At 49.5% G+C, this 9,319-nt stretch carries 10 protein-coding genes; all 10 read right to left on the bottom strand.

All coding sequences use genetic code 11. The features are described from left to right. A partial coding sequence (locus tag ALO_RS23295; RefSeq protein WP_238528305.1) for a hypothetical protein occupies positions 1 to 235 on the bottom strand: 235 nt, incomplete at its 3' end. Positions 236 to 312: 77 nt separating this feature from the next. Continuing rightward, positions 313 to 2,049, bottom strand: a complete 1,737-nt coding sequence (locus ALO_RS17140; RefSeq protein ID WP_004098576.1) for a vWA domain-containing protein — start codon at positions 2,047 to 2,049, stop codon at positions 313 to 315. Beyond that, positions 2,049 to 3,365 carry an ATP-binding protein gene (locus ALO_RS17135; protein WP_238528303.1) on the bottom strand — a complete coding sequence of 439 codons (1,317 nt, stop codon included), beginning with the start codon at positions 3,363 to 3,365 and terminating at the stop codon, positions 2,049 to 2,051. The genes ALO_RS17140 and ALO_RS17135 overlap by 1 nt, the downstream gene beginning before the upstream one ends. A gap of 112 nt (positions 3,366 to 3,477) precedes the next feature. Further along, the gene (secF, locus tag ALO_RS17130) at positions 3,478 to 4,395 is read right to left on the bottom strand and encodes a protein translocase subunit SecF (RefSeq protein WP_004098574.1); all 918 of its coding nucleotides are present in this window, start codon (positions 4,393 to 4,395) and stop codon (positions 3,478 to 3,480) included. Positions 4,396 to 4,409: 14 nt separating this feature from the next. Further along, entirely contained in the window at positions 4,410 to 5,615 is a 1,206-nt protein-coding gene (secD, locus tag ALO_RS17125; RefSeq protein WP_004098572.1) for a protein translocase subunit SecD, read from the bottom strand. Positions 5,616 to 5,725: 110 nt separating this feature from the next. After that, complete coding sequence (locus tag ALO_RS17120; protein WP_072031869.1) at positions 5,726 to 6,406, bottom strand: HD domain-containing protein; 681 nt, start codon at positions 6,404 to 6,406, stop codon at positions 5,726 to 5,728. After that, a complete protein-coding gene (locus ALO_RS17115) occupies positions 6,369 to 6,725 on the bottom strand; it encodes a cytidylate kinase family protein (RefSeq protein ID WP_004098568.1) in 357 nt (118 codons plus the stop codon). The genes ALO_RS17120 and ALO_RS17115 overlap by 38 nt, the downstream gene beginning before the upstream one ends. Positions 6,726 to 6,742: 17 nt before the next feature. Beyond that, a complete protein-coding gene (locus ALO_RS17110) occupies positions 6,743 to 7,453 on the bottom strand; it encodes a PP2C family protein-serine/threonine phosphatase (protein ID WP_004098565.1) in 711 nt (236 codons plus the stop codon). Between the two features lie 222 nt (positions 7,454 to 7,675). Beyond that, positions 7,676 to 7,966 (bottom strand): preprotein translocase subunit YajC, encoded by a 291-nt coding sequence (yajC, locus tag ALO_RS17105; protein WP_004098564.1) that lies wholly within the window; start codon positions 7,964 to 7,966, stop codon positions 7,676 to 7,678. An 85-nt stretch (positions 7,967 to 8,051) separates the two neighbouring features. Continuing rightward, on the bottom strand, positions 8,052 to 9,173 hold the full coding sequence (tgt, locus tag ALO_RS17100; RefSeq protein WP_040293768.1) for a tRNA guanosine(34) transglycosylase Tgt: 1,122 nt from the start codon (positions 9,171 to 9,173) through the stop codon (positions 8,052 to 8,054). Positions 9,174 to 9,319 lie beyond the last annotated feature (146 nt).

The following is a 9,319-nucleotide window of genomic DNA, read 5'->3' as shown; positions in this document are numbered from 1 at the left end:
CGGCGTTACAGTAGCCCATTTTGTTTGTGGCTACGCCGAAAAGGGATTTGTTTTCTTCCTGATCTCGCGATGCTCTGCATCGCTCTAGTATCGACGTACCCTCCAAACGTACAGTCTCACGCCCGTCCTCGTCGCGCTGCAGCAGAATCCGTAACTTTTCGGGAAAGTGGCAGTAGTGGGTGCTTTCTCCCCAGCCGAAAAGTCTCTTGAATTCTTCGCTAGTACGGAAACGCAAGCGTCTCTCTGACCTAGCATCTGGACCTTTTTGAACGATTCCATATTCGAATCTGCAGATAAGTTCGACAGCAATATCTATCGTTGTAATTCAGTCCATACCGTCTTAACCAAGGCCTGCCGATCTAATTCCTCAACGATGTACATCTTGCCGCCGGCGGCGTCGGACAGTTTCTGTAAATAGTCGTAATGGGGCTTTAAGCCGATACAAGCAAAGCCGAATTTCTTTTTTTTAATATCCTGGGCTGCCATTAAAGCATCTGAAACCGGATCCCGGCTGCCTTCGGAAAAGGTGGGCATTCCGTCGGTAATCAGCAGAATAAGAGGGTTGTGAGGCTTTGATTCCGTCAAATAATTGTTGCAGGCGGTCAAACCTAATCCCAACGGGGTGGAACCAAAGGCTTTTACATTTTTTAACTTTTCTTCGACCTGCCGGTAGTCCCGGGTAAAGGGGACCTGCACGCTGGCGATATTTTCGTGAAACGTAACCACACAGATCCGGTCCGGTAGCGAAAGCAACAAGTGCCTGATTAGGAACTTGGCGGCCCTAATCCTGGATCCGGCCATGCTGGCGCTGGTATCGATCAAGATGCAGATTTCATTTTTTAAGCGGGGAACCCGCTTATGATAACGAAGATCACCCGCCATGATTTTCAGAGGGGCTGTTATTCGCTGGCCGGCTCGTTTAGCCACAGCCTGAATAGTTTCGGCAATCGCCAGGGAGGTTTTCGGATCCCGTTCGGCGGCTGCCAGCCATTGTCCTTGTATGCCGTGATGCTGCGCCGGACACGGCTTGTCTTTGCTTTTCCCCGAATTTTCCGTTTGCGGCTTCAGCAGCCGATAGAAACGCTTAATATAATTCTCTACATCTGGCAAAAATTTTTCCATATATTCTTTATAGTCTCTACCATACCGGCTGAGCGTGACTCGGTTTTTTTCGATGGTCACGATCCCCATGCCTGCGATCCAGTTCAGCACCTGCCGGCTGTGGCCTTTTGCTTCCAGATTTTTAGACAGTTTCTCCTGATCGGATTGGTGCTCCACTGTCTGTAAAAATTCTTTAATTTCCCGGGCTGAATCAAATTCCTCCATCAAATCGGCAGTGTCTTGCAGATATTGCTGTTTGCGGACGATGGGAGACTCATTCCTGTTTTTATCAATAAGATAGGAATCGGAACAATCAGAGTAAGCGGAAAGATCGGTTTGACCGTTACCAACACTCGAATCGTGAGTAATCTTTTCATTTGCCCGCAGCTCCAGCCCGGCCTCAAGGATCACCTCTTCCACCGCCTGTACGAGATAAAAGAGACTAGCCATATGCTCATCGGGAATCATAGCGGCGATATGAATGTGATTCTCGTGAGCCTTGCGTAAAGAAGCTTTTTTCCCATACTCCAAAGAACCGGTCACCCTACCCCCGCCCACGCCGGTCTGCACATCGATCCAATCCGGCATGACCATTGTCGCTCCCCTGGATATTAAAGCACCATTCTGGACAGATTGATGAAAATTATAGATATCGATGTTTCTCTTTATAGCCTTGGCAACCTGACGGTGATCAATCAAGCCGCATTGATGGAAGATATCCATGTGAAATATGGCATTACAGTCCTGACGCCGATAAAAAACCTGTCCGGCGTCCAGGGCTTGCATCACTTTGATTTCTTCCGGATGGGCCGGGTCCATGGTGTGAAGCTTATGGCTGACGACTGAGCTTTGCCCAATCCGAACCGCTTTCTCCTCTTTGAACCAAGCCTTCATTTGTTTTGCCGGCCAAGCTAGCTGCTCATAGAAAAGGAAATCCAGCACGGCCATCACCTCTGTATTTTGTTGTCGTCACTGCTGACATACTGTTCGGTTTTTAACTGGCAGAGGGGAACGGCTTTGTTTGGCGGAGCCGCTACAGTGTCCGGCACAGATGCCGCAGCGCATCCATTCCCGCCAGCAGAGCAGCTTTGCGATGACGAGTCCTTGGATGTTTGCCGATTGGGCCGGGACGAAGCGAGTTTGCGCTGCAGTTTCTCCACTAGCGAATGCCACCAATTTTGTTTCAATTGGGTGCTCACTTCCGTATTCATCCTCGTTCGCACCCCCGGCCTATTTTCCACTGTTTCTTTCACCTGAGGAGCGCTGTTATCAGTATTCTGGATAGATTTGATAATATTGGCAATCGTAGCGGCATCTGTTCTATGACCTAAAGCCAAGGGTACAATCCGAGTCATGTCTGCCACATCAATAGCCGATCTGCCCGCCAGCACTGCCGACAAAACCATACCTGCTTCCATGGCTTCGACCGAGCGCAGGCTCTCCAGTCCAAAGTCCACGTAGATCGAAGCCAGCAAATTGCGAAAATCCGAATCTACGGTAACCGACCGCATATTGCCAACATGGACGGGAATTGTTGGCACCAAACCTGCAGCCTTGGCCAAAATAGCGAAAATTGCCTGGCTATCAGCCGGCCGGCCCATGTTGACTGCGAAATCGAACCGGTCAGCCAGTTGCCGCCTTATCTGAGTTAAACTGCCCGGCTCCTCATCAGGATTGGATGCTGCCCATATAGTAACGGATACCGGCATGGCGGCAGTATGCAGCCCTGTCTCTTCCACTTGAATCCTGCCCGGTTTCGTACCCATCACATCCAGGAGGATATCGGCGATTTCCGGTGAAACATCCGCCAGGCGATTGATTTCATCAATGAAAACGATACCGCGGTGCGCGCGGGGAATGGTGCCCGGCAGCAAAGCAGCTTCTGACCGGGTGGAATCAGTCAGTTTTTGCAAGTCAATACTGCCGACGACCGTTCCCATTTTCGCACTGTGGGATATTTCCAGAAAAGGGCGCGGAATCACCTCCGTCCCAATTTCTTTTATTTCTTCGGAGGACATCGCACGATGAATGGGGCAATGGGGCGACAGAGGGTCACAGTTATAGGGGCAGCTTTTGATCCGGGTTATGGGAGGCAGAATGGAGCCGGCCGCCCGTAAAATCGTAGTTTTACCGGTGCCGCGCAATCCTTCCACATGAATATGAAAAGGGTAATCGCTCACTAACGCCGCAATGGACATTTCTACCGCACGAAACAAGTCTTCATTGCCTTCGTGGCGGATTAACTGGTCATATGCTTTCATCATAGCCCTCCCGCTTTTATTGTTTATCTTATCCATTTCAAGGAAGGAACATGCGGTAAGGGAAATGAAAAGATACAGCCCGGGTTACCCCGGGCCGCTGGTCTTAACTTCATCTTTATTTAGAACCTTTCATTCTGGCTTCCAGTCTGCGTTTATCGGAATATCCTTTAAAAGTAATCCAGAGCGGGCTGGCGACAAATATCGTAGAGTAGGAACCGCTTAGCAGCCCCATCAACAGGGCAAAAGAAAATAATTTCGTCGTTTCGCCGCCGAATACGAACAGTGCTACAACTGTAACCAGCAATGTCACCACCGTGTAAATTGATCGGGTCATGGTCTGCCAGATACTGCGGTCCACCATGTCGTCCAAGGATTCGGTCTTGCGGTGAGTTTTTAGATTCTCCCTGATCCGGTCAAAGATAACAATGGTATCGTTAACGGAATAACCGATGATCGTCAGTAAAGCGGCCACAAAGGTGGCATCCACCTCCAGCTGCAGGATGGAGAAAATACCCAAAATAAACAAAATATCATGAAACAGGGCGGCTATGCCGGAAATCGCAAACCAAAATTCGAAGCGATAAGTAACATATGCCACAATCATCGCCATAGCAGCCAACAAGGCCCAGATTGATTGCCGGGTCAATTCTTCCCCAATCGTGGCGCCTACTTTTTCAATTCTAAGGGGTTCGAACGCGCCCAGTTTTGCCCCCAGACCGGCAAGAGCAGCCCGTTGCTCATCTTCCGACAGGACCGGCGTGCGGATAATCACGTTGACGGCCGCTTCGGCCTGAACAGCAGAGCCGGAGGCTAGCTGGATGACGCTGTTTTCCAGATTCGATTCTTTTAAAGCCTCCCGCACCTCACTCACCGTAACCGGCCGGGCAAATTTCAAGTCCAGTAAGGTACCGCCGGTAAAATCAATGCCAAAATTAAATCCCTGAACGGCAATAGATATCAATCCGGCAAGAAGAACGATCGCCGAGAGGGAGAACCACCATTTACGCCTGCTGACAATCTTGAATTTGATCATGTTCTTATTCCCTCCTAGGCTCCAAAAATTTTGGCGTTTTTAAACACATTGCTCGCCATAATCATTTTCAGCATAAATTTGGTCACCGTAACCGCCGTAAACATGCTCAGAATATTTCCTATTCCCAGCGTAATAGCGAAACCCTTTAAAGCGCCGGTACCCGTGAAAAACAGTACAACAGCGGCAAAAATGGTGGTCAGATTGGAGTCCCAGATGGTAGCGAAAGCCCGGTCAAACCCTGCCTCCATAGCGGAACGAAGGGTTTTTCCGGCCCGGATTTCCTCTTTAAACCGTTCGAAAATCAGCACATTGGCATCCACGGCCATGCCTATGGACAGAATAATACCGGCAATGCCGGGAAGGGTCAGGGTAGCATTCAGCATCTTTAAGGCTACCAGCTCTAACAAGATATACAGCAATAACGCCACACTGGCGATAAAGCCTGACAAGCGGTAAAACAGCAGCATAAAGAGAAAGACAGCTGCCACCCCAATGGAAAAAGCGATTTGGCTTTTGTCTTTGGAGTCTTGTCCCAAAGTGGGCCCTACAGTTCTCATCTCAATGATATCCACTTTAACCGGCAGAGAACCGGAACGCAGCAAAATAGCCAAATGCTCGGCCTCTTCAATCGTCCGGTTGCCGGTAATCACCGCGTTGCCTCCGGTAATGACGCCGTTGACCACGGGATTGGTCAGTAGTTGATTATCCAGCAAAATAGCGATGGTTTTCCCTACATTTTTCGCAGTCAGATCGGCAAACTTTTCGCCGCCTTCTTTGGTGAATTCCAGCGCCACCAAATTCTGCCGCGACTGGTCAATCTCGGCCTGAGCGTCTTTTAGATCTTTTCCTGTCAATACCGTAGCGCCGCTTTCATCTTTAAATTCAAGCATGGCAGTTCTGCCAATCAGTTCTATGGCTTTTTCCGGATCCTTAACCCCAGGCAACTCAACAATAATCCGGCGTTCGCCCTGGCGCTGAATAACTGGTTCAGTCAGACCCAGTTCATCAACCCGGCGCTGAATAATTTGCTGAACGCGTTTCACGGCGTCTTCATCCACTTTTGCGTCCGGCGTGTCAACGGCTTGGAGCACCACATGGGTCCCGCCCTGTAAATCAAGTCCTTGCTTAATCGACCATGTCAGGGGTGAGATAGAATACCCAAAACTCCCAATGATGGCCACGACGACTATTAGAAATTTGGCAAAACTTCCCCGTCCCAAAAACGTTCTCCTCCATTCGTGTCACTTTTAGACAAATTTAATTATGCCGCAAAGGCGCAGGGATGTCAATGAAGCAGCTTCGCAGCAGGGGTTTGCAAAGGATTTTTTCTTTACAACAGGTGGGTTCCGTTAATGACCAGACTGAAATGGCAGGACAGATATTCGGCGGCCCGCCGGCACATCACCATACGGGCCAGGAATATCTCGAAATATTCCATAACCGGGCAAATTTGAGTATCAATTGTAAGGGACAAGCGAATATCGCGTTCGACTGCATCGATAGACAGTTCACTGCATTCCGCCGCGAAATTAACCCGGTCATGAATTTCAAAAGTAGCATAGTCGGTGTTGGTGACCCGGCTCCGGTGGACATCGGACTTATCGGCCAGAATAAGAGCCGCAGCAATGGGGTTCACAGCATGCCCCCGTTCCTCTTCATGATTGCCGATGGCTGATATAATGGGGGCAATTTCTTCCGGACTCATCCCCATGCGGGACAGGATCTGATACGCCATCACCGCCCCGGTGCCGCCATGATTATAACGATTAATCATATTGGCAATATCGTGAATATAGCCGGCAATAGCGGCTAATTCACAATCCCGGACGGGATACTGCAATTGTTCCAATACTTTGGACGCCAGCCGGGATACCAGTGTGGCATGGCGCTTGCCATGCTCGGTAAATCCAAGAACACCTAGATACTCCGTGCTGCGTGTCAAATATACTGAAACCTCATGGTCCTGCTGTAAATCATGGACAGTAATCGGCACAGCCTTTCCCCCTGACATAGTCTAATACTTGTTGCACCACAGCCTCCCGGCTTAAAGGATTGGTATTAACCACTAAATCCGCATGACTCCGCGCGTCTCTCAGACGTTCGCGCTGAATTTTCAGCCGTTCTTCCCCCCAGGGGACGTTGCGGCGTTTGCGGATGATTTCCAGGGAAGCCTCCAACAAGATTAGTATGTCAGGTTCTTTTTTCTTCCATAACGCTTTTATGCAAGAATGCTCCTGAGGAACGTTATACGCATCCAGTCCTAATGCTCTTAATGAGTTGACCAGAGTAGTTTTGCCGGAAGCGCACACGCCAACGACGACCAATCTCATATATTACTACCACCTTTTTAACTGGGTCCGGGGAATGAAACGCTGATCTTTTCAATTTTATGATCCGTTTCGGTTTCCGTTACTCCCATCACAATCACAGTCATATCATCCCCCGGACGATAATCGTCTAATTCCAGTGCATATTCTAAGATAAACTCGGCAATAAAGGTCGCATCTCCCGGTGAATGTTTTTCAATGATTTTAATAATGTGTTCCCGGTCCATCACCTTTCCCCGTTTGCGCCCTGCTGCCTGAACGCCGTCCGAATAGGATACCAGGATGGTCCCCGGTTCCAGGATGGTTTGCTCTAAGAGGGGCTTCATCTGTTTATGCACGCCAATGGGGGCGACTTCCTGTTCATAAACATCGATGCCGAATTGCCCCCTTACAATGACCGGACAATTTGAATTCCGGCAAAACAGAAGAATCTGCGCATCATAGTCCGCGCTGAGGATCGTGAGTGTGGAAGAAACTTTTCCGTCTTTCATCGCATACAAATAATCGTGCACTGCCCTGGCCACAGCGCCATCACGGGCGCCTTCGGCAATCAGCTGCGCCGCCTTGTTTACAACCAGACTGCTGGTCATCTTCGCCGCTTTGCCGCTGCCCTGCCCATCCGCCAGCATGATCGAAATCCCGCCGCGGGGACGCTCCACCGTTTCTACGCTGTCGCCGCAATCGGATACCGCATATTTATTTGTCTTAGCAATACCGACTTTTATCTCCATACGATATGATCTTCCTTTATCCCTTTTATCACTATATCACTCTATATCAGCAATACAATACATGCAGACAGTCATATTATGAGAAAGGCAAAATGCAGCACCGAGCCGCATTTTGCCTTTCTACAGCAATGACAATGGTATTCCTAATCAGCATATGACGCTCCAGGAAGATTTTCTGCAAACTGAACCGTCATTTCCATTCTACACTATCGTTTCTCTTGCCTAAGCATTTTGCTGCCCGCCAATGGCGCTGCGCGACACATCAATCTCTACTTTTTCCGCCACTTTTAATGTAATCACCTTATCGGTCATCGCGATAATCGTGCCGTGTATCCCGCCGATCGTAACAACGCGGTCACCTTTTTTCAGGCTGTTTAACATGTTAGCCCGTTTTGTCTGTTCTTTCTTTTGCGGCCGATATAATAAAAAATAGAATATCAAGGCCATCAGCGCGATAGGCCAAATCGTTTGTATCATTTGGGTAACTTCGAGCGGTAAACCTGCCAAGTCCATCACCTCCTGCAATTTATTCCAAGATATATGTTGACCTTACATAGTATTCATATATTCCACGCAAATAAGTCAACTCCTGCAACTTTTAGCGGGCAAGCTCATAACCTGCACGAAAATTGTCCCGGAACGCAACAAACCGGTCTTCCAGGATGGCCTGCCTCATATCCCGCATAAACTGAAGCAAAAAATACAGATTGTGAATGGTCGTCAACCTTAGGCCCAGTATTTCCTCGGCCTTAAATAGATGACGGATATAGGCCCTGGTAAAATTCCGGCAGGTGTAACAGCCGCAATGCTCATCAATCGGCCGGAAATCCCGGGCAAATTCGGCATTTTTGACCACCAGTCTGCCGGTATGGGTCATTACAGTGCCGTTGCGGGCAACACGGGTGGGAAAAACGCAGTCAAACATATCAATACCGTACAGAACACCTTCGACCAAGCAGTCTGGTGTTCCCACCCCCATCAGATAGCGGGGTTTGCCGGAGGGCAGCTGGGGCACCGTATGTTCCAGCATTTCATACATCAGGGGCTTGGATTCGCCTACACTCAACCCCCCCACGGCATAACCGGGAAAATCCAGGGAAACCAGTTCCCGGACACTTTGACTGCGCAGGTCTTTATACATGCCTCCCTGTACGATGCCAAACAAGCCCTGTCTGTTTCCCCCGCAGAAGGCCTCCCGGCAGCGTTCGGCCCAGCGGGTGGTTCGCTCGGTAGACTGTTTGGCATAATCGTATTCCGCCGGATAAGGCACACATTCGTCAAAGGCCATGACAATATCCGACCCTAAGGCCATCTGCACTTCCATTGATTTTTCCGGCGAGAGAAACTGTTTGGAGCCATCGAGATGGGAGCGGAATGCAACCCCCTCTTCGGTGATTTTACGCAAATCCCCCAGGCTAAAAACCTGAAAACCGCCGCTGTCGGTCAAAATACCCCTGTCCCAATTTATAAAGCTATGCAGGCCGCCGGCTTCCGCTACCAGGTCATGACCTGGCCGCAGGAATAAATGATAGGTATTGCCGAGAATAATCCCGGCCCCCATTTCCTTTAGCTCATGGGGCGACATGGCCTTTACTGTGCCCTGAGTTCCCACCGGCATAAAAATCGGGGTGTCAAAGGTGCCGTGAGGTGTATGAAGTCTTCCCGCTCTGGCTCCGGTATGGGAACACTGCTTAATCAGTTCGTATTGAATGGCTGCCAAAAAAACTGCCTCCCAGAGAGACGCAAAGCATCTCGGATTAGTAAAATGTAGTACATCCTGACCAACGCGCTTGGTCTGATAGCTGGCATAGGATATGCAAATTATATCAAACCATAGATAAAACATCAATGCGCTCAGACCGGATA

The sequence above is a fragment of the Acetonema longum DSM 6540 genome (assembly GCF_000219125.1).
GTDB classification, from domain to species: domain Bacteria; phylum Bacillota; class Negativicutes; order Sporomusales; family Acetonemataceae; genus Acetonema; species Acetonema longum.
This window is presented reverse-complemented; position numbering and strand designations above follow the sequence as displayed.

Bases quoted from the DNA above. Each gene is read 5' to 3' on its own strand.
- ALO_RS17140 (WP_004098576.1), bottom strand. From the start codon at position 2,049: ATGGCCGTGCTGGATTTCCTTTTCTATGAGCAGCTAGCTTGGCCGGCA.
- ALO_RS17135 (WP_238528303.1), bottom strand. From the start codon at position 3,365: ATGATGAAAGCATATGACCAGTTAATCCGCCACGAAGGCAATGAAGAC.
- secF (WP_004098574.1), bottom strand. From the start codon at position 4,395: ATGATCAAATTCAAGATTGTCAGCAGGCGTAAATGGTGGTTCTCCCTC.
- ALO_RS17120 (WP_072031869.1), bottom strand. From the start codon at position 6,406: ATGTCAGGGGGAAAGGCTGTGCCGATTACTGTCCATGATTTACAGCAG.
- ALO_RS17115 (WP_004098568.1), bottom strand. From the start codon at position 6,725: ATGAGATTGGTCGTCGTTGGCGTGTGCGCTTCCGGCAAAACTACTCTG.
- ALO_RS17110 (WP_004098565.1), bottom strand. From the start codon at position 7,453: ATGGAGATAAAAGTCGGTATTGCTAAGACAAATAAATATGCGGTATCC.
- yajC (WP_004098564.1), bottom strand. From the start codon at position 7,966: ATGGACTTGGCAGGTTTACCGCTCGAAGTTACCCAAATGATACAAACG.